The following is a 25,406-nucleotide window of genomic DNA, read 5'->3' as shown; positions in this document are numbered from 1 at the left end:
GAGAAAATCTTGATGAAACCGTTATCGAAATGCGGTGATCGCACGTCACGGAGACCGAATCGTGATCTTTTGACGTGCCATATCACTGAATTTTCAAAGGTGAAACCAATGTTTAAGATGCATCCTTCTTCTCGGCATCCAACATGTCTCGAGTGACGATCTGGGGTTCGGAGCCGTGCCGAATCACCTCACTCGTGATGATGACCTGCGCGACGTCCTCACGTGAAGGAATATCGAACATGACTGACTGGAGGAGGTCTTCCAGGATGGAGCGGAGCCCACGAGCGCCTGTCCCCCGTTCCATGGCCAGTTCCGCGATCGCACGAATCGCGTCGTCTTCGAATTCCAACTCGACGTCGTCCAGAGCGAACATCCGCTTGTACTGTTTGATCAAAGCGTTCCGCGGCTCCGTCAGAACACGGCCCAGCGTCTCGACATCGAGGCTGGACAGGCTCGTAAGAACGGGAAGGCGGCCGATGAATTCGGGAATCAAACCGAACTTCAGCAGATCTTCCGGAAGGAGCTTCTGCAAGATGTCGGTTTCCTTGGAAGCCTGCTCTATGGGAGCGCCGAAACCGATCCCCTTTTTGCCGACCCTTGAACCCACGATGTCCTCGAGGCCAGCGAACGCACCGGCGACGATGAAGAGCACGTTCGTCGTATCGATTTGCAGGAATTCCTGTTGGGGATGTTTGCGTCCCCCCTGCGGGGGAACCGCGGCCACGGTGCCTTCGAGGATTTTGAGGAGTGCTTGTTGAACTCCTTCGCCGGATACGTCCCTCGTGATCGACGGATTCTCGGATTTGCGCGAGATCTTGTCGATCTCGTCGATGTAGATGATCCCCGTTTCCGCTTTCTTGACGTCATAGTCGGCGGACTGGATCAACTTCAACAAGATGTTCTCGACGTCCTCGCCGACGTAACCGGCTTCCGTCAGGCTCGTGGCATCGGCCATCGCAAAGGGGACGTTGAGTTTCTTAGCCAGGGTTTGGGCCAAGTAGGTCTTGCCGGAGCCCGTCGGTCCGACCAGAAGAATGTTCGATTTGGCCAAATCGACATCCTCGCCACCCGTGGCAAGCAATGATTGGCCGCTCTGCGGCTGCCCCGAGTCCTTCGCCTGAATGCGCTTGTAGTGATTGTATACGGCCACTGAAAGCGCCTTCTTGGCAGGTTCCTGACCGATCACGAATTCTTGCAGATATTCGAAGATCTCCCGGGGGCGAGGCAATTCCATCGACGTGATCTCGGAGACTTCGGCAAGCTCTTCTTCGATGATTTCATTGCACAACTCGATGCATTCGTCGCAGATGTACACGCCAGGTCCCGCGATGAGCTTGCGCACCTGTTTCTGTGACTTTCCGCAGAAAGAACATTTAAGCAGGTCCGTGCTCTCACCGATTCTCGACATGCTGGCTCCTCATTTCTGAAGGTCTTGCGTGGAAGCCACGTGACGGGTATCCGTACATCATGGATGGCTCGCACTCACTAGGCTACAGGTTGACAACGTCCTGGGCATTATTCGCGTCACTTCAGGGCCTCGAAAACCGGCTCATGACCACCGCGTTCTTACACCTGAGAGGACCGGGTGGTCATGCCGGGAGCGTGGACGGGACAATCCCGACAGACGACGACGCCGTCCAGTTCGTTAGTGCCGAACCGGACGGCGTCCCTTGAGAACCAGCCGAGGTCAGTCCTGGGTATTGATCTGCGGCTTGTTGATCTTACGAGATTCGAGGACCTGGTCGATGAGTCCGTACTCGTGTGCGTCCTTGGCGGTTAGGATCTTGTCCCGCTCGATGTCCTTGTTGATCGTCTTCGAATCCTTGCCCGAGTGCAGAGCGAGGGTATCCTCCAACCAGGTGCGCATCCGCATGACTTCGTTGGCGTGGATCTCGATATCCGACGCCTGGCCACCTTGCTGGCCTGCCAATGCAGGCTGGTGAATCAGGACCCTGGCATTCGGCAGTGCCAGACGCTTGCCCGGAGTACCCGCGGCCAACAGGACCGAGGCGGCCGAAGCTGCCTGGCCCAGGCAGACGGTCTGGATCTCGGGTCGGATGTACTGCATCGTGTCGTAAATCGCCGTCATCGCCGTGAATGAACCACCGGGCGAATTGATGTACATCGTAATGTCACGGTCCGGATCCTGGGCTTCGAGCACGAGCAACTGAGCCATGATGTCGTCGGCGCTCGCATCGTCAACCTGGACGCCCAGGAAAATGATGCGGTCTTCGAAAAGCTTCGCGTAGGGGTCCTGGCGCTTGTAACCGTAAGGAGTCCGCTCTTCGAAGCTCGGAAGAACGTATCGGTTGGAAGGCATCTCGACGCCGGTTGCTGCGGCGCCCTGAGCCTGCGGTGAATTGAAGTTCATGTGTCTGTTTCTCCTGAAAAGTCTGTGCCTTGATCGCCTTGGGCCCGCGGCCCCGCGGTCTTACTTCTCGTCCTTGAGCGTTCCGCCGCCACCGGAGACCGAACCGGCACTCTGGGCGATGTGATCGAAGAACCCGTATTCGAGCCCTTCATCCGCGGTGAACCAGTTGTCGCGGTCGTTGTCTTCCAGGATCTGCTCCACGGACTTGCCGGTTTGCTCCGCCGTCAATTCTGAAAGACGACGCTTCATCGACAGAATCAACTCGGCCTGGGTGCGAATATCCGAAGCAGTACCGCCGATACCACCGGAAGGCTGGTGCATGAGGATCCGTGCGTTGGGGGTCGCATAGCGCTTTCCTCGAGTGCCGGAGGAAAGAAGGAACTGACCCATTGATGCGGCCATACCTGTCGCGATGGTCACCACATCGTTCGGGATCAGCTGCATGGTGTCATAAATCGCCATCCCTGCCGTGATCGAGCCACCCGGGGAGTTGATGTAGAGGTAGATATCCGCTTTGGGGTCTTCCGCCGACAAGAGAAGCATCTGCGAGCAGATCAGATTCGCGTTGTCGTCACGCACCTCGGAACCCAACCAAATGATGCGTTCCTTGAGCAAGCGGTTGTAGACGTGCTCGTCCTGGCCGTTGCCCGTCTCGCGACTCATGACGGGCTGATTATTCGCCGCGCCCTGTCGGGTACCCGCGTCGTATGGAAGGTTATGAGCCATAATGCTTCTGACCTCTCTCGATGTCTTGGAGTTACTCCGAACCCTGACATTTCAGGGCCGGGTCACTTGTTCTGCCTTCGAGACTAGTAGGCGAATTCTCTCCTCGCCCGGCTGAGCACCATGAGTTCGCTGATGGCGTGCCGAGCCCACCCCGTCGGGCCACGTTTTCGCTCATAGCACCACTCACGTTGCGTTCCTGCGGTCATATTGCAGGAACGGCGAAAGGGACGACGACCGGTTCCCCGGTCGTCGCCCCTTTCACTGTGCTCGTTGCGCTCGAGCGCGAGCGAATCACCTATGCTTCGGTGGACTCGACGTCCTTCTCGGCCTCGACGGTCTCCCCATCGCCCTGCGGCTTGATGTACGAGGACAGGTCGACCGAGTTGCCTTCGGTGTCCACGACCTCGGCCTTTCCCAGAACGCTGGCAAGCGCCTTGGACCGACGGACCTCGCCGACCATCATTCCGGCCTGACCGGAAGAATCCAGCATTTGCGCGAACTGGTTGGGATCCATGCCGTACTGCGAGGACATCGAGATGATGTAGTCGATCAGTTCGGACTGTTCGACGCCGACTTCTTCCTTGTCCGCGATGGCATCCAGAATGACTTCGTTCCGGAAGGCACGTTCGGTGTTCTCGCGAACCTCGGCACGGTGCTCTTCGGAGTCGTGGTCTGCTTCGGCGTTCGGATTATTGAAGTGCTGTTCGATCTGGTCTTCGATGACCTTCTCGGGCACCGGAACCTCGATGAGCTCGACCAACTTGTCCAAAACCTTGTCGCGAGCGGTATTTCCCTGCTCCACGATCTTGGCCTGGGCAGCCTGGTTCTTGAGGTCTTCCTTCAGTTCGTCGATCGTGTCGAATTCCGAAGCGAGCTGCGCGAAGTCGTCGTCGGCCTCGGGCAATTCGCGTTCCTTGACCGCGGTGACCTTGACCTTGACGGTAGCTTCCTCGCCCGAGTGCTCTCCGCCGGCCAACTTGGTCTCGAAGGTGGCGTCCTCGCCAGCGGACAAACCGGTGATGGCTTCGTCGAGGCCATCAAGCATGGTGCCCGCACCCACCTGGTAGGAAAGGTCATTCGCCGCGTCGACTTCCTCGTCACCGATCGTCGCGTTGAGGTCCAGCGTCACGAAATCGTCCTGAGCGGCGGGGCGCTCAACTGACTTGAGGGTCCCGAAACGACCGCGCAGCTCGTCGAGGGCCTTCTGCTCGTCCTCGGCAGTGACCTCCACGGCGTCGACCTCGACCTTGATGTCGGAGTACTCGGGGAGCTCGACCTCCGGGCGAACGACAACCTCGATCGAGACAGACACATCCGCCTCGCGGTCCTGTTCCTCCGGCTTGTTCTGAACGGCAACCTCAGGCTGAGCCAAAGGAGTCAATTCGTTCTCGGACAAAGCCTCCTGGTAAAAGCCGTTGAGGCCTTCGTTCAGTGCGTTCTCCACAACAAAGTCAAACCCGACGCGCTGCTCGATGAGCTGGTTGGGGATCTTGCCCTTACGGAAGCCAGGCATCTGGATCTGCTCGGCCAGTTCCTTGTAAGTCTTGGTGAGAAACGGCTTGAATTCCTCGAAAGGAACATCAACCTGGATCTTTGCCAGGGTCGGATTCAGTTTCTCGACGGCGGTCTTCACTTCCGTTGATCTCCTACGATTCGGGGTCAGGAACCGTCCCGCTGTCTGCGGGACAGTATGTCGAATACCTCTGATTTTCACGTGTCAGAGTCACATCGTGACCTCACGAATACTGAGCCACTAGGGCCGGCACTCGTCGGTCCAAATGTTCCAACGTCGGGGCGACAGGACTCGAACCTGCGATCTCCTGCTCCCAAAGCAGGCGCGCTAGCCACTGCGCTACGCCCCGTAAGGCATACGCTAGTTTATGCGGGAATGCCCCAATGTGCGAATCTTTCCCGCGACACGGTCCGTGATCGATTTGACGAACGGTCCAAAGGTGCGGTTATATTGTCGAGGCCCACCCCGGGGATGTAGCTCAATGGTAGAGCCTCAGTCTTCCAAACTGATTACGCGGGTTCGATTCCCGTCATCCCCTCTCTGGTCAATCCGCCTCCGAAAACTCGGAGGCGGATTTGTTTTTAAGGCCAAGCAGCTCAACATCGCTTTCGGCAAGCTGAGGCGCCTCCAGTCCCTCGGCTCATCAGGTGTGAGTCGACGAGTCAGGCTTGACAGACCGCGCACCAATAGAGCTTCCGACCTGACATTTCCTCCATCACGATGTTTTCTCTTCCGCATACCCGGCACGTGTGACCGGCCCGTGCATAGACATAATTCGCGTGGGTCGGCCATGCCTCAGCCGACGAGATGCCCGGTCGATGTTCGGGCGCCGTCGTGACGATGCGTCCCAATTCGACGCCCGCCCGCATGAGTTTGACGTTGTCACGCCACAGCATCGCCTTGGTCTCCTCCGAGAGCTGATGGGAAATGGCGTACGGATTGAGACCGGCCCGGAACAACGATTCGGCACGAAAGATGTTCCCTATGCCCGCGATGACTTTCTGATCCATCAGCACCGCCCCGATGGGCCGCGACGTGTTGGAACAGGCACGGAAGAAAGGCTCAGGGTCAGCTCCGGGGTCGAGCGGGTCAGGACCCAGAGTCTTGCGGAGCTCCACGACGCCGGTTGGTTCCAGAACCCGGCACGTCGTCGCCCCTACCAAGTCAGCCCACCCGTTGCCGGATTCCAGCCGAACTCGCGTCGTGGGTTTTGGCGCAGGAGGCCCTGAATATTCGGAAGTCGGATCGTCAGGTGCCCCGACGGTCTCACTTTCACCCATTTTTCGCGGAGCCCCGATGGAGGAGGCAGCACGGAATCCGGCGTCCCCACCGAAGGTCCACGCCCCGTACATTCCCAAATGCACGTTGAGCGTCAACTGGTTGTCGAACTCCAGAAAGAAATGCTTGCCGTGCGCATACGACTCGACAGCCGTGGCACCATCCAGTAATGCGGCCCCCTGCGCAAACCTTCCCTGAGGGCTCGAGGCCCTCAGAGACTGCCCCACGAATGCATCATGGAATCGCTGGGCGACACGATGTATCGAATGCCCCTCAGGCACGCCCTCTCCCCCTGGCGTTGACGAATTGCGTACGCCGAGAATCGAATTCAGTCATCGGTATCGAGGTGTTTGCCCTCAATGTGACCGGTGTTTTCGAACTCTTCCATCTGACCGATCCGGCGGACGTGTCGTTCTTCGCCGGGAAAACTCTGGGCCAAGAAGACCTTGATGATGTCCAGGGCTTCTTCTTTCTCGTGCTGTCGGCCTCCGACGGCGACGACGTGTGCATTATTGTGCTCACGAGCAAGTGCCGCGGTTTCATGGTTCCATGCCAACGCCGCGCGGATCCCCGGAACCTTGTTGGCCGCCATTTGCTCGCCGTTGCCGGAACCACCGAGAACGATACCCAGGGAATCGACTCCGTTTTCCCGGTCCTTCCGTACCCCGAGAGCCGCATTGATGCAGAAGGCCGGATAATCGTCCTGCGGATCGTACCCCTGTGGGCCGTGATCGACCATGTCGTAACCAAGTTTAGTGAGTGATTCGATGAGGTAGCGACTCAGGTCGAGCCCTGCATGGTCAGTGGCAATATGAACGCGCACGTCTTACCCCGTCCTCGTAGATTAAGTGATGAAATCGTGTGGCGCGTCCAAGCCTACCGGCTCCTGTAATAACCTGAGAGGCAGACCGAATTCTCATTGAAAGGTGGCCCACATGCCGGGACTCAATCTGACGCGCCAGGAAGCAACCGAACGCGCCGAGGTCGTGACAAAGGTTCGTGCCTACCGCGTCGACCTGGACCTGACCGCTTCGGAGACATATTTTCCCTCGACCACCACCGTTGAATTCGAAGCCGTACCGGGTTCTTCGACCTTTATCGATGCCATTACGGAACGGGTCCACTCCGTGACCCTGAACGGTCAAGAGCTGGATCCGGCGAAGGTCTCGGACGGTGTCCGAATCGTTCTGCCGGACCTGGCGGAGAACAACCAGCTGACCGTCGTCGCCGACGCCGCTTACACGAATACGGGCGAGGGTCTTCACCGTTTCGTGGACCCCGTCGACGGAGAAGTGTATTTGTACTCCCAGTTCGAGGTTCCGGATTCCCGCCGCGTATTCGCCGTCTTCGAACAGCCCGACTTGAAGGCAGAATTCACGTTCACCGTCAAGGCCCCCAAAGCCTGGGACGTGATTTCGAATCAGCCGGTGGCCCAACGTGAGGAAGGTTCCGAGGCCGACATATGGTCCTTCGAAACCACTCCCCGTATTTCCTCCTACATCACGGCGCTCGTGGCGGGGCCGTATTCGAAGGTGTCCGATGCCCTGACCACCGCCGACGGCCGGACCATCTCTCTGGATATCTATGCGCGCAGGTCCTTGATCGAGTACCTAGACCATGAAGAGATCTTCACGCTGACCAAACAAGGCTTCGAGTTCTACGAGCGTCAGTTCGGGGTTCCCTATCCGTTCGACAAGTACGATCAGCTCTTCGTCCCCGAATTCAACGCCGGGGCCATGGAAAACGCTGGGTGCGTCACGATCCTCGAGGACTACATTTTCCGTTCAAAGACCACCGACGCCATGATCGAACGGCGAGCCATCACGGTTCTGCACGAGCTGGCACACATGTGGTTCGGCGATCTGGTGACCATGAAGTGGTGGAACGACCTGTGGCTCAACGAATCGTTCGCGGAGTTCATGTCGCACCTGAGCGCCGCGGAAAACACCCGATTCACGCACGCCTGGACAACATTCTCCGCGATGGAGAAGACATGGGCGTACCGCCAGGATCAGTTGCCTTCTACCCACCCGATCGTCGCGGACATCAAGGACCTTCATGACGTCCAGGTGAATTTCGACGGCATCACGTATGCCAAGGGCGCCTCTGTACTTCGCCAACTAGTCGCATGGGTCGGCCAGGAGGAATTCATGAAGGCCCTGAATGCGTACTTCTCCAAACATTCATGGGCAAACGCGACGCTGGCCGATCTTATGGTCGAGCTGGAGGCCACGTCCGGCCGGGAATTGAAATCCTGGTCCCGAGCCTGGCTGGAGACCGCAGGCGTCAATACGTTGACACCGTCGATCGAGGTCAACGAGGACGGAATGATCACCCATTTGGAGGTCATCCAGACCGCACCCAACGAGTACCCGACGCTCCGCCCGCACCGCATGACAGCTGGCTTCTACGATTTCATCGACGGGAAGTTGGTTCGGGTGCACGGCGTCGAGTTCGACGTCGACGGCGAGCGGACGGAAATTCCGGATACGGCGGGGCGCCAGCGTCCAGCACTCATACTGCTCAACGACCAAGACCTCGCCTATGCCAAGGTTCGTCTCGACGACGCCTCATTCGACACCGCCAGGACTCATCTTCGAGACTTCGAAGAGTCCCTGCCGCGAGCAGTCGTCTGGGGTGCGGCGTGGAACGGCACGCGTGACGGGCAGATTCCGGCACGGCACTTCGTCGACTTGTTGTTGGGCAATATCGGGGCCGAGACGGATTCCACCACGATCCTGACGCAGCTTCGCAATCTCGCGACGACCCTGCGCATGTATGTCCGGCCCGATGCCCAGGAAGAGACTCGGGAGAAGGCGGCGTCCAAGCTGTGGGAAATCTCCCAGTCGGCTCCCGAGGGTTCCGATCAACAATTGCAGTTCGTCCAGGCCTTCGCCTCCCATGCGACGAGCGACGAACAGCTCGACACCGTCGAATCGCTATTGGCCGGTTCGACCCGATTGCCCGGGCTGGCCATCGACAAAGACCTCGCGTGGAAGCTTCTGACGGCGCTCGTGGCCGCTGGCCGCAAGGGTCTTTCTGATATCGACTCCGCCGCCGAATCGGACAAGACCTCGACCGGGGCCCAGCGTGCCGCCCAGGCACGGGCGGCAATACCGACGCACGAAGCCAAGGAGAAAGTTTGGGAGCTTGTGGTCGAAAGCCACGATCTTCCGAACGTCATCCAACGCTCCGCAATCGCAGGATTCAACACGACCACAAGGGACTCGTTGATCAGGCCCTTCGTGTCCCGGTACTTCGCGTCGATCGAAAAACTGTGGGGGGAGCTGTCCCACGAAATCTCGCAGCAGATCGTCACCGGTCTCTTTCCCCAGATCGTCGACCGCGATGTTCTCGACGCTGCGGAAGAATTCCTGGTTCAGTTGGGCGAGGGCAAAGATTCCCTCAGGCGCCAGGTCATGGAAGGGCGGGACTCCATCGAACGCGCGCTGCGCGTCCAGTCAGCCGATGTGATTTCCTAAGCCGTCTTGGGGCTTCTCGGCAGCCGGGCTCGTCAGTAGAATGTTTTTTCTATGACGAGTCCGGCTTCTTCTGCACCCAGTCCGTACGAACAGATCGGCGGGCACGACGCTTTCCACAAGCTGACCACGGAATTCTACGACCGTGTGGCCGCGGATCCGGACTTTCGGGCGCTATACCCCGAAGAAGATCTGGAGCCCGCGCGCGAACGGCTCGAGATGTTCCTGGAACAATATTTCGGCGGCCCCACGACTTATAGTCGACGCAGGGGACACCCACGTTTGAGGATGCGTCACGCGCCGTTCGAAATCGACTCATGGGCACGGGAAACTTGGTTGAAGTTCATGCGCGAATCGCTCGACACCTTGAATCTTCCACCCATGATCGATGGCATGATGTGGGATTATTTCGACCGAGCGGCCAGAGCCATGACCAATACTCCTGGCTAGCCGAGTGTCGTCTCGGCCGAGTGCTCCGAACTACAGGTTGCTCCCCGGGCGGGAGAGTATATGGCCGCTTTCATTGGATATGCGGTGCCATGGCCCGTACGTGTAGACCTCGAAGCCCTTGTTCGATTCGTTGAATCCCAACACGGTAGCCCCGAATGCCGCACCCGAGACCATGCCGAACGACGTCGCCGTCCCCCATATTCGGGCCCGAACGGTGCTGACGACGGCTCCACCGGGGTTCGAGGGCAATGCTTGTTCGACTGCAGACATTCCGTCACGCGCTATGGTCTCTACGTTTTCCGAGTCCAGATGTCCTTGACGTATCCAGCCGGAGGACGGAGGCGCTATTCCGGACCACGGTGCGTGGACCGTCGTCGGCGGGATCTCGATCGTACCGTCCGTTTTGGCGATCCGAGCAAGCCGATCAAGCACCGCCGCAGCTTCGACCGTGACATCTATCTCTGACGGTTCCGACAAATGCAGAGCGCGCATCCCGAGAACAGTCGGAACCTGTTCGAGAAGAGTTTCCGCGCTCATGACGGGGACCCATACGGCCACGACGGATCCATGGGCTTGAAACCTCACGGCCGACGATGAATCAATGGACCTGACCCGGGACAACAGGGTCGCAAGGTCCTTGGCTTGGCGGAGGTCGGCGAATTGTAGGGGTGCTGACGAGGACGGTATGGGCATGGTTTCACGATCGACGGGGACTTTTGTATCCATTATGTCCTGCCTCGCCCGCGCCGACATCGTCGGGACCTTAGCTTTGCCCCTTATGACACAGGATTCGACTCGCTCTAAGATCGATGGGTGAGTACTTTCCACGATTCCCAGGTTCCTGCGGAGGATTTCGATCCGACCCGCTCTCTGCTGAGCATGCTCGATCTCGAGCCGAATACCCCGTTGCGCACCACGGAGGATATATTCGTCGGCTACACCGTCAGTCCGGAAACGCCACGGGTTTTCGGCGGTCAGGTATTCGCTCAGTCCGTCATGGCAGCCAGCCGAACGGTGGATCGCGACCGACCAATTCATTCGATGCACGGATACTTCCTGCGCCCGGGAGATGTCACCAAACCCATCACCTTCGGCGTAGAGCGCATGCGGGACGGAAGGTCATTCTCAGCTCGCCGTATTCACGCTTATCAAGACGGGAAGGTCATTCTCTCGTCCATCGCGTCATTCCAAACACACGCACCGGGGATTGAACATCAGGAGCCGATGCCGACCGACATCCCAGAGCCCGAGAGTCTGCGCAGTCCCAAGGAGCTCTGGGGGCACCTGGACCACCCCCTGGCCCGCCGCGTGGTCCACGGTCGGCCTTTCGAGATTCGCTACATTACGGACCCGATCTATTTGAAGCCTTCCGAGTCCCGGGAACCGGTCAATGCGGTGTGGTTCAAAACCCACGGGGCTTTGCCCGATGACCCGCTAATTCATCGCGCGGCGATCGCTTACGCCTCGGATTACACCCCCATGGATCCGATCCTCCGGGGACATGGAAAAACGTGGCAGGACCCGGGTCTGACCATGGCGTCTCTGGACCACGCGATTTGGTGGCACCGTCAGGCACGAGCCGACGAGTGGCTGCTGTATGTCCAGAACTCCCCCAATGCGTCGAATTCACGCGGGCTGTCCTGCGGCCGAATTTTCGACAGGGAAGGCCTTCTGGTCGCCACGACCACTCAGGAGGCCATGGTCCGCGTCCGTGAAGACGACGCGGATTCGTGATGCGAGGTCACGTCTTGTGGGCCTGGACCGGTTGACGACAACGGCCGCTCCCCTTTTGAGGGGAGCGGCCGTTGTCGTCAACAGACCTTCTAGTCGCGCGTGAGTCGACGATGAGTCAGCCGATGGGGTCGGGCAGCCTCGGGACCCAACCTTTCGACCTTGTTTTCTTCATACGATTCGAAGTTGCCTTCGAACCAATACCATTTGTCCGGTTCTTCCTCGGTGCCTTCCCAGGCCAGGATGTGGGTGGCCACGCGGTCGAGGAACCAACGGTCGTGAGAGACGACCACGGCGCAACCCGGGAAATCAAGGAGTGCGTTCTCGAGCGATGCAAGAGTTTCCACGTCGAGGTCGTTGGTCGGCTCGTCGAGGAGGAGCAGGTTTCCGCCCTGTTTGAGCGTCAACGCGAGGTTCAGTCGGTTGCGCTCACCACCGGAGAGGACGCCCGCTTTCTTCTGCTGGTCCGGCCCTTTGAACCCGAAGGCCGAAACGTAAGCTCGCGAAGGCATTTCGACTTGACCGACCTGAATGTAGTCGAGTCCGTCGGAGACGACTTCCCAGAGCGATTTTTCGGAATCGATGTTGGCTCGGTTCTGATCGACGTAGGCGATTTTGACGGAGTCGCCGATTTTCAGGTTACCGCTGTCCAAGGACTCCAGACCGACGATCGTCTTGAACAGTGTGGATTTACCGACACCGTTCGGCCCGATCACGCCTACGATCCCGTTGCGCGGCAACGAGAACGACAGGTCCTTGATGAGGCTTCTGTCCCCGAAGCCCTTTTGCAGGTCCTCAGCTTCGATGACCACATTGCCCAGCCGGGGTCCCGGAGGGATCTGGATTTCCTCGAAGTCGAGTTTGCGGGTTTTCTCGGCTTCCGCCGCCATCTCTTCGTAACGCGCGAGGCGAGCCTTCGATTTGGTTTGACGCCCCTTGGAACTGGAACGAACCCAGTCGAGTTCGTCCGCCAGGCGTTTGGCGAGCTTGGCGTCCTTCCTGCCCTGAACCTCCATGCGCTTGCGCTTGGTCTCGAGGTAGGTGGAGTAATTGCCTTCGTATCCATACAGGCGTCCGCGCTCCACCTCGCAGATCCACTCGGCAACGTGGTCCAAGAAGTAGCGATCGTGGGTTACTGCGAGGACGGCACCCTCGTAGGACGAAAGATGCTGTTCGAGCCAGAGCACGGACTCGGCATCCAGGTGGTTGGTGGGCTCGTCGAGCAGGAGAAGATCCGGCTTCTGCAAAAGGAGTTTGCACAATGCAACACGACGGCGCTCGCCGCCGGAGAGCTTACTGACCTCTGCGTCGCCGGGCGGGCAACGCAAGGCGTCCATGGCCTGTTCCAGTTGGCTATCCAGGTCCCAGGCGTTGGCGGCGTCGATATCGCCCTGCAACTTGCCCATTTCTTCCATGAGCGCGTCGAAATCGGCATCCGGGTTGGCCATCTCTTCCGAGATCTGGTTGTAGCGATCAAGTTTTTCCTTGATCTCTCCAACGCCTTCCTCCACGTTGCCAAGAACGGTCTTTTCCTCGTTGAGGGGCGGCTCCTGCAACAGGATGCCCACGGAGTAACCGGGACTCAGCCGTGCTTCACCGTTGGACGGTTCATCCAGACCAGCCATGATCTTGAGGATGGTGGACTTACCGGCGCCATTGGGGCCGACGACGCCGATTTTGGCGCCTGGGTAGAACGACATGGTGACGTCGTCCAGGATGACCTTGTCGCCCACCTTCTTGCGGGCTTTAGACATCGTGTAAATAAATTCAGCCATATGGACAAGGCTACTATGTTTGCCTAGTCCGTGTAGGCATGCCCGATCATGCAGCGTCCCGTGCTGAGAGCAGGCGCGCCGACGGCGGTCACCGTCCTATCAGCCCGAACATCGACCATCACGCATTGCTCGTGGATTTTGACCGCGGCGTCCACGTTGCCCACGTCCAGCCCTGTAGGCGTACTGTCCTGTCCGCTCTCCACATCGTCACTGCTTCGGCCGCTCCGTACGATTGCGTCGCGAACACGAGCTTCGGTCACGTCGCCCTCGGACAATGCGGCCTCAACGACTTCCTTGATCTTGGCTGCATCTTCTTGAACCTGGTCATCGGAGCTTGTCGGGCCGGATATTTCTCCAACTGGAGTCCGCGGCTCCACCCCTGCCGTGGAACAGCCGGAAATACCACCGATCAATCCCAAAGCGACTAGCACGATCGGCCATTGTCCTCGTGATGATCTTTGGCCCTTGCCCACATAACCCCCGCTCGCATCCACATGGCAACGAAACGCCGACGTACGACGTCGACGTCATGATACTTCCATCGTCTTTCTCATACCGAGTGCCCCCATCCGGACTGTCGAACACTACGAAGAAACGAACAGTTGGCGTTGGACACTCGCGGGCCGGGAGGTAGACCCGTTGTCTTGCTCAGCCTCAGCACCACCTGTCCCGCCGCATGTCAGCCGTCCCGGGGTTGTCGCGGCGATTTCGGCGGACTCGTGAGATTTTGGGAGGCTGTCCCATGAGCCGCATCCCTTGCCTGAGGCGTCCGACGTGATCTGCTCGTCCCTGCTCCGGCCGCCTCCGGCGCGCACGAATGTCGAACTGCCGAAAGCCAAATCGTGGCCGACAGACCGTGCTTCGATGTCCACGCTCGTCCGTCTCTCCCGATGCACTGTTTCCCAATTCCTGATTTTGAGTTTTCCCTGTACCAGTAGGGGCTGGCCAACGTCCACGCTGGCGGCAACGTTGGTGCCCAACGAACGGAACGAATTCACGGTGAACCAGTTGGTGTGGCCGACGGTCCAATCGCCTGTTTTGCCGTCGAACCAACGTGCCGTGGATGCCAGACGAAATGAGCACACCGCGGTCCCATTCGGGAGCCTCCGCAAATCCGGTTTCGTGGCGACAAAGCCGCGAATAGTCACGTAGTCAGTCATATCGAGTCCTCCAGTCCATTCCGTTCGCGTCGCGAGCTACGCGATCGCATGTCCTGGGAAGAGCTTGCCTCGGAAACTCGCCGCGCCTCCGGGCCGTTCTTCAATAAGGCGCGTGTTTGTGGATAACTCGCCCACGTTAACGCCGGTTTGCTCTGTTGGGGAGGAACTCATGTGACGCTCGGGCCAAGACACCCGATTTCCATATTGAACAATAGCCGGATGCATTTCGACTCATAACCAAACAACCTGTTCTCATTTTAGGAATTTCGGACCCATATTGCTGTTCTATAACCTCTTATCGAAGCCGTTCGACCCCGATCCGGAGAAGGAGTGCCCCATTGACCCAGCCCGTTGTGAGCGAGACAAACCCGAGCGTGGAGGTAGGTCATCCGCAGAGCCATGTCAGTTCAAGGGACACCCGGCCCCAGCAAGCCCCACGGCAGATAGTCCTGGTACGCCCGCATCGATTCACGCCCAACCCCCTTACCGAGCTGGACAACCGCTTCCAAAGCCGACCGACCCAGGACCCACGCCAAGTAGCACGCGTTGCATTCGAGGAAGTCACTAGTCTTGCCGAGAAACTAGAGAAACTAGGCCTCGGCGTCGCTGTCTTCGAGGACCTGACGAACGAGACTCCGGACAGCGTCTTCCCCAACAACTGGTTCAGCACGCATGATGACGGAACCGTCGTCCTCTACCCCATGCATGCCCCCAACAGGCGCGCCGAACGGCGCGAGGACGTCCTGGCCCACCTCCGAAAAAGCGGAGTAGTTCGACGCGTCGTCGATTACAGCACCGCCGAATCCGAGGGCCAGTATTTGGAGGGAACCGGCGCCATGGTCCTCGATCATGTCCATCGGCTTGCCTACGTGTGCCGCTCCCAGAGGGCCTCGAGTCACTTGCTCGCCAGGTTCTGCTCGGATTTGGGTTTTCAACCAGTGGTCTTCGACGCCTTCGATTCCCGAGGCGTACCCGTCTACCACACCAACGTCTTGATGTCCGTCGGAACCCATGTAACCCTCATCGGAGCAACTATGATTCGCGATCCCAGGCAGCGAGCCAGGGTTCTCGACAGTCTACGATCCACAGGCCGTCAGGTTATAGAGCTCGAAGAATCCCAGATCCAGAGATTTGCAGGCAACTGCTTGGAAGTATCTGCCGTCGGCGGCCCGACGCTCGTCCTCTCCGCGACGGCCGCCTCGAGCCTGACCCCGCAACAACGCCGGGCGATCTCCGTCCACGCGCATCTCGAGCCGGTCGATGTATCAATGATCGAGTCGGCAGGTGGTTCGGTTCGTTGCATGATGGCGGGCAACCATTTGCCTCCACGACAGTCAAAGCCCTAGTCGCCGAGATATGACGTTTCAACCAGTGGTGTGCGTTCCCGCAAATTTACTCAAATTTCCTAGCTGACAAGGGAAAACAGGTGCCTATACTCGGCTCATGAACGAATTTCCAGAATCCATCCCCCAGAATGGACCGATCTTCCCCTACAAGGTCGGCGATACCTTTGCCGGTGCAACCATCACCTCGGCGTTGAAGCGCGGAGGGCACGTCGCCATCGAACTCGAAGACGGCCGACAAGGGACCTACACCGACCAGTCGAAAATGCGCGACGCATGGAAGCTGGTCTCCGAGAACCGAGCCAGCGGCTCATGAACCTGCCCAAGCAGTCCACCTGGCACCGGTTAATGAAAATAGAACCCCGTCCCAGGGGTCGCATGGCCCGGTATTGTGGGGTTCTTGGTGCCCCAGGAGGGAGGCGAAACCCCGACCAAGAGATTCTAGCTGGCGTAATTCCGATGGGTATCGCTTAGTGTGCAACCGTTGCGATCAGAGGTGATGAGCGAACAATTTCATCGAATATAGTTTCGTTTGATGCGACTAAGTATCACTGTTTCTGTTGGGTAACATCACGTTCCAACCGAGCGGTTAATCGCAGGAAACAGGATATCGTCCGGGCTCATACTCACTCAACGAATAGGCGTTCCATGACACGGAAACCCTCGACCGGTGCCGGGCAACCCTCGCGATTTGGGAGGGTTGAGGCATTCGAAAAACTGCCCAATTTGGGACTTTTCGTCCGAAACTAATTTTCCAGACGAGCTGCGCACGGCAGAGCACAAGCGGGGTACGCAGATTCTCGATACCTCCTGGGTACGATGAATCCGGGCCAGTTCCGGACATCAACCGGGGCGACAGCACAGAAATTGAATACACCTCTAGTAGGCGGTCCATACTTTACCTCCGCCCGCCAGTTTCCGGTGCCGGCTCAGCACCCCAACTCCGATGAGGTAAATCCTCCGAACCTGTCCAGGAGTCCAGGACTGCGTACCAGCACGCTGATTCACCACATGCTACGGGTTAGCCACCGACCGGGCCGTCGCGGAGATAATGACCTGCCGTAATCCCTCCACCGGCACGCCCAGCCAGTACTGCGAATTCCAGTGCCATTTTCACTGAACCACGCGCTCAGTACCAACATGTGCGCTGATGTGCCTCGGCGGTCTTCCTCGCTCCCCGAATACTTCTCAGACTTGCGGACGATCACTTCATCGGGCACAGCCCTTCGATCCATAGTGAACGACTCCCCCGACAGGTCGGGCACACATCCGTTCTCATAGCCTTAGCGTTACAGTAAGGACAAAACTCAGCACTAGATCAACATCAATCCCGCACCACAAGGTCATGCCGTGACCTAGGCCGCTCATCTCCAGCCACAGGCATATCAGACTGCATGAGACGTATAGCACGGATCCTCAGAACCTCTCCGGATTTCAAATATAGATTTGATAACGATTCCGGAAATGGCTTGCCTCACTCTCCAGTACCATGCTTACCGTTAGTCGTGCTCGTAGACGAGCACTACAGCAGAAAACCAACTCGATCGACGCTAAGGGCTAAAGAACTATGCCCCACGTACGCTCCCAGCCTCTCATCGCCTCAATGGTAGTCTCCAGCCTCGCACTCTCAACCGTCAGCATCGGCCCGGCCCTGGCCGTTGCCAACGGGCCACCACCGGCCACAGAACAGAGTCAAGAGAATGGACCGACCCAAGGGATAAGCGAAGAGCAGTTCCAACATCTCTATCAGACGCTCGATAAGCTGCCAGAAGATATCAAAAACGCAGCCCCAAAAACATACCCGAATTACGAGCAGCGCCTAGATGAAGAACTCAGGAAAATTGACCCATCCCTTTCCACCTCGGCACAAGGATCACCCAACGGAGCTAGCACATACATCAACTGGGTATCCTGTGGTGCCGCAGTAGCAGGGGCCGTCGCCCAGTATGGCATCCCATTCGGTCAGGCCATCAGCTGGCTCAAAGAGGCCGTTAGCATCTACAAAAACGAGATACCCCCAAGAGCGCACGGAGGAAGCCTTACCGAATCTCCCGTGCCGCCAGTCACTACTCATTATCCGAGGTAAACCAAATGACCGACCAACAATTCACTCCCCCAGGGATTGGATACGCGCTCTCAGGCTCAACTTTGACTGGCGTGCTAACCAGCATCCCGGTCTTCATTGTAAGCCTCATCCTCAACCAGATCGTCTTGAGCCGCCCATATCAGATCGGTTCCTTAGTGGTCCTGGCATTGCTCATTGGCCTAATCGGTAGCTACCTACAAGTCTTCCTGAACCGTCCACTTCAGCACAGACAGCAAAAGACACTTCCTCACGGACCAGCGGTTACCCTAAACGCTCTCCTGGCACCAGCAATAGCAGGTGCGGTCTTCGCTCCGATTTTTGGCGGGGCCTTTTCGCTGGCTCTTTTCGGGCTAATGAGTGGAATTATCGGGTTCATGCCCGACCTTCTCCTAACCAAGCCTTGGAAGGAAGACATTTCCGAACAAGAGCTGAATCGCAGAACCCGAGAATTCGGCGACATGACACGACGGCGAGTCAAAGAATACAAAGATGCACTGCAAGAGCAACAGCGGCAAAAGAGCCGCGGCAAAAACGGAGACCCCTGGGACCAGGCAGACAGGCAGGGCTGGTGGGAATAACGTCATCTCTTTCTGATAGCTGGCAAACCGGCTCCTGGCGCTCATTATACGAGAGGCGCATCAAAGAGGCATCCGAGAGCCAAGAACATCTCCGAGGTCGTCATCGCCCACAAGACCCAGAAATAGCCGTGGGAGAAAGGGAGATCCGACGCGATGGTCACCGTTCGCGACCTCTACGCGCTGCACCTTGCTATCGACTGGATCGTGCCGTTGTTGTTGGGGTCCTCGTTGCGTTACCAGGACACTTCGTCGGCTGGCCGCCAGCTGCACCCACTCGCCTAGCGCTTTACGGCGCGGTTGCCGGATTTGCGGGCCTGATACTGACTGCTAACATCTTTGCCTGCACCATGTCTTGCGAATCAACCAACTTTATAATCACGGTGATCCGCAAGAAATCTTCAGGGTTGATCACTCGTAGCTGGGCATTCATCTTTGCTCTACTGCTTGTGTCAGGGGCTTCCGCTGCGGCCGTCTTCTTGTGGACGCTTTTGCCCCACGTCTTGCTCCAGTTGTGGCTTGTGCTCTATTGGTTTCTAACCTTCATGCCGGAGCGCGGGCAGTGTCCTGGTTGTTACTTACTTTAAGGACTAGCGAAGGCAGTTCTGGGGCTGCGTCTCCAATCGAGCGGCACGTGGTGCCAGACCCCACTCGGAATCAGAACACGAGTTCCTAAATTGTCAGTCCCTTCAACTAACAGTGGAAGACAAGTTCGATCCTTGGTTTGAAACAACACTCCCTGACATCCGCATATACCTCGCCCCCCCCTGAGGGGCCGCTCCGCCTGCATCGACGGCGCCCACCTCTGGCTCGCCACCAGGCTCACCTACACCGAAGCCAGATGTTCACTCACCCATGAGCTGATCCACGTCCTACGCGGCCTTTGCTGCAACCAGAACGGGCGCATCGAAGAAATGGTTCACGAACGCACAGCCCGGCTACTGATCGCCCTTTCGGCAATCCTCGCCCGTACCCAATCCTAGAGACACCCGGGCGACATCGCCGAAGACCTCGACATCACCCTGGCCCTCCTCACCGATCGGATGACTACCCCCACCGGGGCGGAGCGTGCCCAGCTGCGGGAGGCGACCCTGCCCCACGTCGTTGCCTGAAAGGACCCCTCATGCCTACACGTAACACCCGCCGGGATAACGGTGAAGGGTCCAAACCCATCCAACGCGCCGACGGCCGCTGACAAATCAGCATCCGCGTCTCCAACACGACCACCGGCAAACCGATCCGTAAAACCTTTACCAAAAAGACCCGCGCCGAACTCGTCAACGCCGCCAAAAAAATATCGCAACGGGCTCATCCAAGGCGTCCTCGCCGACCCGGAGCGCACCACCCTAGACGCATGGTGCACCCACTGGATCCAGAACATCGCCCGGCCCGGCAAAGAAACAACCTGGTACTCCTACCGCAACACGCTCAACAAATGGGTGATCGGATCCCGCGAAGGCAAGGTCACCCTCGAGAAGCTGCCCCCGTCCACATTGAGAGGATCCAGGCTCGGATGCGTGATGGCGGCCGGGCCGAGGCGACGATCCTGAACATGCACCGGCGGATCCTGTCTAAAGCGCTCTCCAATGCCGTAGACCGAGGCCCCTCGGCCCCAACCCCGCGCTACGTGCTGCCACACCCAAAGCAGCCTCATTCAACCCACAAGTTATCTCCCCGGCCAAAGCACGCGAACTCATCCAGGCCACCGACAAGGACCCGTTGTGCGGCTCGTCATGGATCATTGCATTAGCGTTCGGACTCCGTCAGGGAGAGAGGCTTGGCCTGTGTGGGGACGACCTCGACGTGGATTCCAAGACGCTGCATATTCGTCGTTCGCTGACGAGACTGCCGTGGAAGCACGGCCCGGAGTGTGGGTGCCGCCAGGGTGTCCGCCCGGACCGGACTGGAGGCGGATATGTGATGACCGAACCGAAGACGACGCGGTCGCGTCAATCGTGGCGGGTTCCGGACCAGATCACGGCCGCATTGGCGTCCCAGCGTCAGCTGCAGGAACAGTGGCAAAAAGAGGACGGGCCCGAGAATTGGGTTGGTTCTACTGATTACCACGGGAAGTTGTGGGATCTAATTTTCACGCAGCGTGATGGTCGGCCGGTGAGTAATAAGACCGATCGGGCCGCGTGGAAGGCTTTTACGGCTGCGCACGGGGTTGAGGGCATGCGGGTTCATGATGCTCGGCATACCTCCGCGACGGTATTGCTCGAGTTGGGGATCCCGGCGCGTGTGGTGATGGACATGATGGGCTGGTCACAGATGGGCATGTTGACTCGCTATCAGCATGTTTTAGACGAGGTGAAAGATTCCGTCTCGGAACGGGTGGCAGGCGCCCTCTGGGGTGAGGAAAACCACCCGGAGGCTGACCCGGATCCGGAAGTCGTCGGTGGTGTCTTTGGATGCTTTCAGTGCCCGTCGTCAGGGCTGATCTGCAGGTTTCGGGCACGAAAAAGGACCCCGCTGGGATGTGCTCCCGGCGGGGTCCTTGTGTTAATGGCGTGCAGCTTGTTCCGAAAACCTTTTGCGTATCTTTGTTTGTATCAGGCTGTTCGCTGCTTTTCTGCGGTTTTGGTGGTGCCCCAGGAGGGAGTCGAACCCCCGACCAAGAGATTAGAAGGCTCCTGCTCTATCCACTGAGCTACTGAGGCGTGGCCAAGTCGACCTCGTCTAGATTACCGCGCGAAGCCGTGGCTCTCCACTCCGCGGTGCTAAACGATTGCGCTGCCCCTGCGTTCCCGCCGAAAAACGCGCCGGGTGGAGGGATCGATGAACATGATGTACAGCCCGTACATCAGGGCAACAACGGCCGCGACAAGACGACCCATGTTGACGTCCAAGCTCAAATACGGGAAGACATCCAATTGATCGGACACGGCCCACATCATAAAAAAGAGCGTGGTCAAAAGGAAGAAATCGACGTGCCAATCCGAGCGGATTCCAGTGGCAGCAAAAAATGGGATCAGCCAAACCACGTACCAGGCCTGAATCATGGGGTTGAGCATCACGACAAGCGTCAATGCGATCGTGATGCGACGGATCAATTTCTCGTCCCGTCCCACGAATGCGAGAACCGCGGCGCCGAGCACGCCCACCATTTGTCCGATCTTCTGCACGAAGGACTGGAGGTCCCCACCGGGTAAGCCGACGGAGTCGCCCCACAAGCGAACCAAGAAGCTGAACAGCCCGACCGGGGCATACCAGATCCAGACGCCTCCCGTCGTCGAGAGCGCTCCCACCCAATCGAAGCCGAACCCATTCGCAAGGCCCATGAGCCAAAGTTCCAGGAGCGCGATACCCGCGGTAAGGAACCAATAGACGAATTTCCTGGGCCAAGAAGCACCGCGGCCCGCCCAGAGCAGGCCGATGAAGGGCAGGATCAGCAACGCTATCGGCTTGACCGCAACCGCGACGGTCGTGAGCGTGATTCCGCCCAGTCCGCCAGCGGTATTCCTCCATCGAGCAGAGACATATACCGCGGCCATCATCAGACCGATCATCAAGGCATCATTGTGTGCGGAGACCACGAAATGCACCAAGAACATCGGGTTCGCCAAGCACAGCCAGCAGGCCCTCGTCGGATTGACACCGTGGAGCTTGGCGAGTTTGGGAAGAAAATAGGCGATGAGCGCCACACCGACGAGCGCCACCCCTCGGAATAGATAGAAAGCGACGTCCGGAGAATCACCGGCGACTTGTACTACTAATCCTTCTATCCATAGAAAGACGGGACCATATGGCGGGGGCGACTGGCTCCACAACTGGTCTGCGCCGTTTTGCAGGAAGTTGTTGACCGATGAGACTCCGGCCTCATACGGGTTCAGACCCGACTGGTAGAGACGACCTTGAGCGAAATAAGAGTAAACATCGCGGCTGAACAGCGGGAATGCGACCATCAACGGGATAGACCACGAGATGATCGCCGCAGTAACCCATTTCTTGGCCGATTTCTGCGCCCAATCGACCTTCTGGCTCAAACGCATCCATTCGCGCGTCAGCGCCATGGCCCCGATGGAGGTGACGACGATGCACAGAACCACCGCGCCGTCGGTATACCTCAGCGAAATAATCCACGACTGAAGCCGAAGTGAGGATATGGGCGCGAGCCACCCGATACCGAATGATCCGAACATCAGCAGGAGGGAACCAATCGTTCCCATAATGATGGTGCGGAGCGGGCTTCGTTGCACGAACCGGGGTTCCCTGGTGCGTCGCCTCCGAAGCATCGCGCTGTGGCTCAAGCTTCCCCCTGCAGATATCTCGTGGCCTGAAGTCCGCCAGAACTCGGGCGAGACTCTGTTCGATTTTACAGACACAGAAGGGAACGCGCCGACCCTTAGGCGAGGGAGGGGCCGCGAGGTAGGTTTGAGGGGTGTCTAAAACGAATGAACGAATAGTATGGATCGACTGCGAGATGACCGGCTTGGATCTGGAGCGCGACGCCTTGATTGAGGTCGCGGTCCTGATCACGGACGCAGAATTGAACATTCTGGACGACGGACTGGACGTACTGATCAAACCAAGGCCTGAAGCCCTGGCTCAGATGAATGACTTCGTGAGGAACATGCACACCACATCAGGTCTTCTCGACGAACTCGACGAAGGCCTGTCCATGTCCGAGGCCGAAGACTTGGTTCTGGCGCACATCAAGAAATATGTGCCGGAAGCCGGAAAAGCCCAATTGGGCGGAAATTCGATAGGAACCGACAAAACGTTCCTGACGCGGGACATGCCGCGCGTCATCGAGCATCTGCACTACCGAGTTGTCGACGTCTCGACGGTCAAGGAGCTCTCCCGCCGCTGGTACCCACGGGCTTACTACCAGGCCCCGGCCAAAACAGGGAATCACCGCGCCCTGGGAGACATCAAGGATTCGATCGTCGAGCTTCAGTACTATCGCAAAGCCGTGTTCGTACCCCAACCGGGTCCGAGCTCCGACGAGGCACGGGAAATCTCGCGACGTTTCTCCTCTGCTTCCTCCGACGGAAATTCGGGCGAATAGCCCACGGACCCTACGACTCGTGACGCTTCTCACTCCAGTGACGTGGCGTCGAGTTGGCTCCGTCGATGGCGCTCATGTAAGCTCTAATTCGTTGTCCGATAGCAGGTTCTCAGCCGCGAAGGACATCCTATCTTGGTGGGCGTAGCTCAGTCGGCAGAGCGCCTGGTTGTGGTCCAGGAGGTCGCGGGTTCAACCCCCGTCGCTCACCCCAAATGTGCGAGGTGTGAACCCTTGACAGAGGAACCATCCTCGGTCGGGGTTCGCACCTCGTTCTCGTTGCGGGCGTTCTGCGCCCAGGTGAGCGCGTCGGCTTGGACCTCGCGGCTGGTCAGCGCGTCGAACGGCCGGGCGTAGTCGGCCCGCACTTCCCCTTCTTCCTCGATGTAGATCTTGGTGAAGAACGCCTCGTTGCACAGGCGCCGGTTCGCGTCGTCGCAGCGGGCGTAGATGTCGGCGGCGTGCTCCAACAGGTGCAGCGAGTCGTCCAGGTTGTTGCGGGCGTCGGCGTACTCATCGTGGTGGGCCTCGATCCGGTTCTTGATCGTCTCCAACCCGGCGGTGATGCGTTCCTGCTCCTTCTTGAGCAGGTCCAGCGGGATCGCTCCGGCGTAGTGGGCGTGCAGCAGCTTGCTCTGCTCGTCCTCCAACCGCGCCCGTTCCTTGGTCAGGTCTGCCAGAGCGTCGGATTCGGAGGCCATGAGCTCATCGAACTCACTGTGCAGTTGCTCGGCCACGGCCTGACGAGTCGCGGCGCTGATCTGCACGGTCTCGTAGTGGCGTTCGACCAGGCGCTCGACTTCCTCGATGAGCATCGCTTGGCGGGAGCAGCCGCCCCGGCCGGCGTGCTTGTTCGCGCACATGAAGTAGGGGTAGATGTTGCCGTGGCGGTTCTTGGCGTTGCAGACCAGCAGGCGTGATCCGCACTGGCCGCAGAACACGGTGCCCTTCAGGTAGTGGTCATGCACCTGCGAGGCATCCGCGGCGCTGCGGTGGGTCTGCAGGACGGTCTGCACCTGGTACCAGACCTCCGGCGGCACCAGCGGCTGATGGGTGCCCTTGTAGGTCACGCCCTGATAGCGGACGTCGCCCTTGTAGTAGGGGTTAGTCAGCATCCGGTGGATCGAGGACTTCCCGATCGAGCGTGAGGGCCGGCGCGGTGTCGGGGGGGTGTGCGCAGGCCGCGGGCGGTGAGCTCGGCATGCAGCTGGCTGGTGGTCCATTCCCCGGAGGCGTAGACCATGAACGCCCACGCCACGAGCTTGCCCCGTTCGGGGTCGATCTCCACGGTGCGGATCTCGCGCCCGTACTCATCGCGGACGCCGACGTTGCGATACCCCAAGGGGGCTTTGCCGATCGTGCCACCGTGGGCGGCCTTCTGCGAGAGGCCCTTGACGGTCTCGGTGGCCAGGTTGCGGGAGTAGAACTCCGCGATCGTGGACATGATGCCGTGCAGCAGCATCCCCGAGGGGGTCTCATCGATGTTCTCCGTCGCTGAGACCAGCATCGCCCCCGCATCGCGCAGGGCGAGGTGGATGGTCACGTCATCGGCGCGGTTCCTGGCCAGCCGGTCGACCTTGTGCACGATGCAGTAGTTCACCCGATGCGTGGCGACGTACTTGATCATCTTCATCAGCTCGGGCCGGTCGGCTTTGCGGGCGGACTCTCCGGCGTCGACGAACTCGGCCACGATCGTGGCGCCCATCTGCTCGGCTTTGCGCTGGTTGGCCTCTCGCTGGGCGGGATCAAGTAGCCCTCGTCGGTGCCGCCCTTCTCGGCCTGCTCTTTGGTCGAGACCCGCAGATACGACACCGCGACCGCCCCACCGGGCGCGTTCGGCGCGACCAGGCTGTTCGGCGCCAAGGAGTCATCCTCAAGGATCGTCATCGCTCTTCTCCTACAGTCGGTGAT

Annotated in this window: 21 protein-coding genes, 4 tRNA genes and 1 pseudogene; 11 read left to right on the top strand and 15 right to left on the bottom strand. The window is 58.9% G+C overall.

Annotated features, from left to right (window positions below; genetic code table 11):
* Positions 1-112: 112 nt before the first annotated feature.
* The 5 genes from clpX to EWV35_RS04090 form a co-directional block, all read right to left on the bottom strand.
* Complete coding sequence (gene clpX / locus EWV35_RS04110; RefSeq protein ID WP_129658450.1) at positions 113-1,408, bottom strand: ATP-dependent Clp protease ATP-binding subunit ClpX; 1,296 nt, start codon at positions 1,406-1,408, stop codon at positions 113-115.
* 279 nt (positions 1,409-1,687) lie between these two features.
* Positions 1,688-2,371, bottom strand: a complete 684-nt coding sequence (locus EWV35_RS04105; RefSeq protein ID WP_129658448.1) for an ATP-dependent Clp protease proteolytic subunit — start codon at positions 2,369-2,371, stop codon at positions 1,688-1,690.
* A 60-nt stretch (positions 2,372-2,431) separates the two neighbouring features.
* Positions 2,432-3,034, bottom strand: a complete 603-nt coding sequence (locus tag EWV35_RS04100) for an ATP-dependent Clp protease proteolytic subunit (RefSeq protein ID WP_178946288.1) — start codon at positions 3,032-3,034, stop codon at positions 2,432-2,434.
* A gap of 358 nt (positions 3,035-3,392) precedes the next feature.
* Positions 3,393-4,730 (bottom strand): trigger factor, encoded by a 1,338-nt coding sequence (gene tig / locus EWV35_RS04095; RefSeq protein WP_129658446.1) that lies wholly within the window; start codon positions 4,728-4,730, stop codon positions 3,393-3,395.
* Positions 4,731-4,886: 156 nt separating this feature from the next.
* A tRNA-Pro gene (locus EWV35_RS04090) sits at positions 4,887-4,959 on the bottom strand.
* Positions 4,960-5,077: 118 nt separating this feature from the next.
* On the opposite strand from EWV35_RS04090, the gene EWV35_RS04085 reads away from it, so the two are divergent.
* A tRNA-Gly gene (locus tag EWV35_RS04085) sits at positions 5,078-5,148 on the top strand.
* A gap of 124 nt (positions 5,149-5,272) precedes the next feature.
* Here EWV35_RS04085 and EWV35_RS04080 read toward each other — a convergent pair.
* Together EWV35_RS04080 and EWV35_RS04075 are read right to left on the bottom strand one after the other, a co-directional pair.
* On the bottom strand, positions 5,273-6,169 hold the full coding sequence (locus EWV35_RS04080) for an Fpg/Nei family DNA glycosylase (RefSeq protein WP_129658444.1): 897 nt from the start codon (positions 6,167-6,169) through the stop codon (positions 5,273-5,275).
* A gap of 47 nt (positions 6,170-6,216) precedes the next feature.
* Positions 6,217-6,711 (bottom strand): ribose-5-phosphate isomerase, encoded by a 495-nt coding sequence (locus EWV35_RS04075; RefSeq protein ID WP_129658442.1) that lies wholly within the window; start codon positions 6,709-6,711, stop codon positions 6,217-6,219.
* A 112-nt stretch (positions 6,712-6,823) separates the two neighbouring features.
* On the opposite strand from EWV35_RS04075, the gene pepN reads away from it, so the two are divergent.
* Positions 6,824-9,370, top strand: coding sequence for an aminopeptidase N (gene pepN, locus EWV35_RS04070; RefSeq protein WP_129658440.1), 2,547 nt, complete (start codon positions 6,824-6,826; stop codon positions 9,368-9,370).
* Between the two features lie 51 nt (positions 9,371-9,421).
* Positions 9,422-9,817, top strand: a complete 396-nt coding sequence (locus tag EWV35_RS04065; protein WP_129658438.1) for a globin — start codon at positions 9,422-9,424, stop codon at positions 9,815-9,817.
* Positions 9,818-9,847: 30 nt separating this feature from the next.
* On the opposite strand, the gene EWV35_RS04060 is transcribed toward EWV35_RS04065, so the two are convergent.
* Complete coding sequence (locus tag EWV35_RS04060) at positions 9,848-10,543, bottom strand: hypothetical protein (protein ID WP_129658435.1); 696 nt, start codon at positions 10,541-10,543, stop codon at positions 9,848-9,850.
* Between the two features lie 153 nt (positions 10,544-10,696).
* Here EWV35_RS04060 and EWV35_RS04055 point away from each other — a divergent pair, with 153 nt between their 5' ends.
* Positions 10,697-11,551 (top strand): acyl-CoA thioesterase, encoded by an 855-nt coding sequence (locus EWV35_RS04055; protein ID WP_129659496.1) that lies wholly within the window; start codon positions 10,697-10,699, stop codon positions 11,549-11,551.
* An 89-nt stretch (positions 11,552-11,640) separates the two neighbouring features.
* Here EWV35_RS04055 and ettA read toward each other — a convergent pair whose 3' ends face one another.
* The 3 genes from ettA to EWV35_RS04040 form a co-directional block, all read right to left on the bottom strand.
* Positions 11,641-13,323 (bottom strand): energy-dependent translational throttle protein EttA, encoded by a 1,683-nt coding sequence (gene ettA, locus EWV35_RS04050; protein ID WP_129658433.1) that lies wholly within the window; start codon positions 13,321-13,323, stop codon positions 11,641-11,643.
* Positions 13,324-13,346: 23 nt separating this feature from the next.
* A complete protein-coding gene (locus tag EWV35_RS04045) occupies positions 13,347-13,754 on the bottom strand; it encodes a DUF6993 domain-containing protein (protein WP_129658431.1) in 408 nt (135 codons plus the stop codon).
* A 153-nt stretch (positions 13,755-13,907) separates the two neighbouring features.
* Positions 13,908-14,483 carry a single-stranded DNA-binding protein gene (locus EWV35_RS04040; protein WP_129658429.1) on the bottom strand — a complete coding sequence of 192 codons (576 nt, stop codon included), beginning with the start codon at positions 14,481-14,483 and terminating at the stop codon, positions 13,908-13,910.
* Between the two features lie 338 nt (positions 14,484-14,821).
* Here EWV35_RS04040 and ctlX point away from each other — a divergent pair, with 338 nt between their 5' ends.
* The 5 genes and pseudogenes from ctlX to EWV35_RS13605 form a co-directional block, all read left to right on the top strand.
* Positions 14,822-15,829: a citrulline utilization hydrolase CtlX gene (ctlX, locus tag EWV35_RS04035; RefSeq protein ID WP_202976029.1), complete on the top strand. Its 1,008-nt coding sequence runs from the start codon at positions 14,822-14,824 to the stop codon at positions 15,827-15,829.
* 97 nt (positions 15,830-15,926) lie between these two features.
* Positions 15,927-16,142, top strand: a complete 216-nt coding sequence (locus EWV35_RS04030; RefSeq protein ID WP_129658427.1) for a hypothetical protein — start codon at positions 15,927-15,929, stop codon at positions 16,140-16,142.
* 1,775 nt (positions 16,143-17,917) lie between these two features.
* Positions 17,918-18,490, top strand: coding sequence for an MFS transporter (locus tag EWV35_RS04025; protein WP_129658425.1), 573 nt, complete (start codon positions 17,918-17,920; stop codon positions 18,488-18,490).
* Positions 18,491-18,643: 153 nt separating this feature from the next.
* A complete protein-coding gene (locus EWV35_RS13510; protein ID WP_274542941.1) occupies positions 18,644-18,772 on the top strand; it encodes a hypothetical protein in 129 nt (42 codons plus the stop codon).
* A 1,434-nt stretch (positions 18,773-20,206) separates the two neighbouring features.
* Positions 20,207-20,782 (top strand): annotated as a pseudogene (locus tag EWV35_RS13605) (tyrosine-type recombinase/integrase); the annotation flags it as partial.
* A gap of 289 nt (positions 20,783-21,071) precedes the next feature.
* Here EWV35_RS13605 and EWV35_RS04015 read toward each other — a convergent pair.
* Positions 21,072-21,147, bottom strand: a tRNA-Arg gene (locus EWV35_RS04015).
* 60 nt (positions 21,148-21,207) lie between these two features.
* On the bottom strand, positions 21,208-22,686 hold the full coding sequence (mptB, locus tag EWV35_RS04010) for a polyprenol phosphomannose-dependent alpha 1,6 mannosyltransferase MptB (RefSeq protein WP_129658423.1): 1,479 nt from the start codon (positions 22,684-22,686) through the stop codon (positions 21,208-21,210).
* Positions 22,687-22,868: 182 nt separating this feature from the next.
* On the opposite strand from mptB, the gene orn reads away from it, so the two are divergent.
* A complete protein-coding gene (gene orn / locus EWV35_RS04005) occupies positions 22,869-23,498 on the top strand; it encodes an oligoribonuclease (RefSeq protein ID WP_129658421.1) in 630 nt (209 codons plus the stop codon).
* A 135-nt stretch (positions 23,499-23,633) separates the two neighbouring features.
* Positions 23,634-23,709 (top strand) — tRNA-His (locus tag EWV35_RS04000).
* On the opposite strand, the gene EWV35_RS13415 is transcribed toward EWV35_RS04000, so the two are convergent.
* Both EWV35_RS13415 and EWV35_RS13410 read right to left on the bottom strand, forming a co-directional pair.
* Positions 23,702-24,610, bottom strand: coding sequence for a recombinase zinc beta ribbon domain-containing protein (locus EWV35_RS13415; RefSeq protein WP_238654141.1), 909 nt, complete (start codon positions 24,608-24,610; stop codon positions 23,702-23,704). The genes EWV35_RS04000 and EWV35_RS13415 overlap by 8 nt on opposite strands.
* Positions 24,604-25,200 (bottom strand): recombinase family protein, encoded by a 597-nt coding sequence (locus tag EWV35_RS13410; protein WP_238654139.1) that lies wholly within the window; start codon positions 25,198-25,200, stop codon positions 24,604-24,606. Before EWV35_RS13410 ends, EWV35_RS13415 begins: the two co-directional genes overlap by 7 nt.
* Positions 25,201-25,406 lie beyond the last annotated feature (206 nt).

Origin of the sequence: Rothia uropygialis (genome assembly GCF_004137765.1) — a bacterium.
In the GTDB taxonomy this organism is placed as follows: Bacteria; Actinomycetota; Actinomycetes; order Actinomycetales; family Micrococcaceae; genus Rothia.
Note: the sequence above shows the minus strand (reverse complement) of the source record. Positions and strands in the feature narration are given on the sequence as shown.

Coding starts and splice junctions, on each gene's coding strand:
- ettA (WP_129658433.1), bottom strand. CDS start 13,323: ATGGCTGAATTTATTTACACGATGTCTAAAGCCCGCAAGAAGGTGGGC.
- EWV35_RS04065 (WP_129658438.1), top strand. CDS start 9,422: ATGACGAGTCCGGCTTCTTCTGCACCCAGTCCGTACGAACAGATCGGC.
- EWV35_RS13410 (WP_238654139.1), bottom strand. CDS start 25,200: ATGGGCGCCACGATCGTGGCCGAGTTCGTCGACGCCGGAGAGTCCGCC.
- EWV35_RS04105 (WP_129658448.1), bottom strand. CDS start 2,371: ATGAACTTCAATTCACCGCAGGCTCAGGGCGCCGCAGCAACCGGCGTC.
- EWV35_RS04040 (WP_129658429.1), bottom strand. CDS start 14,483: ATGACTGACTACGTGACTATTCGCGGCTTTGTCGCCACGAAACCGGAT.
- EWV35_RS13510 (WP_274542941.1), top strand. CDS start 18,644: ATGGTCACCGTTCGCGACCTCTACGCGCTGCACCTTGCTATCGACTGG.
- EWV35_RS04100 (WP_178946288.1), bottom strand. CDS start 3,034: ATGAGTCGCGAGACGGGCAACGGCCAGGACGAGCACGTCTACAACCGC.
- pepN (WP_129658440.1), top strand. CDS start 6,824: ATGCCGGGACTCAATCTGACGCGCCAGGAAGCAACCGAACGCGCCGAG.
- EWV35_RS04030 (WP_129658427.1), top strand. CDS start 15,927: ATGAACGAATTTCCAGAATCCATCCCCCAGAATGGACCGATCTTCCCC.
- EWV35_RS04060 (WP_129658435.1), bottom strand. CDS start 10,543: ATGGATACAAAAGTCCCCGTCGATCGTGAAACCATGCCCATACCGTCC.
- EWV35_RS04055 (WP_129659496.1), top strand. CDS start 10,697: ATGCTCGATCTCGAGCCGAATACCCCGTTGCGCACCACGGAGGATATA.
- EWV35_RS04025 (WP_129658425.1), top strand. CDS start 17,918: ATGACCGACCAACAATTCACTCCCCCAGGGATTGGATACGCGCTCTCA.
- EWV35_RS13415 (WP_238654141.1), bottom strand. CDS start 24,610: ATGCTGACTAACCCCTACTACAAGGGCGACGTCCGCTATCAGGGCGTG.
- clpX (WP_129658450.1), bottom strand. CDS start 1,408: ATGTCGAGAATCGGTGAGAGCACGGACCTGCTTAAATGTTCTTTCTGC.